Genomic DNA, 316 nt, shown 5'->3' on the forward strand with positions numbered 1-316 from the left:
CACCGAAACCCGCGCTGAAGCCGGCACCAAAACCTAAAGAAACAACTCCTAAACAGGATAAATCACAATCTAAAGTTCAGACTGGCTGGGTAGGAAATTACTACCTCAAATCAGATGGGAAGAGAGCTAAAAATCAATGGGTAGATGGTGGTCGTTATTATGTTGATTCTGATGGAAAAAAGGTTAAAAGTGACTGGATTTATGATAAAAAGCATGGTTCCTATTATTATCTAACAGCAGAAGGAAGCTCTGCTCGCAATAAATGGGTAGGAAATTATTACCTCAAATCAGATGGAAAGATGGCCAAGAATGAATG

Annotated in this window: 1 pseudogene; it reads left to right on the forward strand. The window is 39.2% G+C overall.

From position 1 onward, the window contains the following. Positions 1-316, forward strand: a pseudogene (locus HMPREF2613_RS06385) (N-acetylmuramoyl-L-alanine amidase family protein); the annotation flags it as partial.

This window comes from Streptococcus sp. HMSC070B10 (assembly GCF_001808665.1).
GTDB lineage: Bacteria > Bacillota > Bacilli > Lactobacillales > Streptococcaceae > Streptococcus.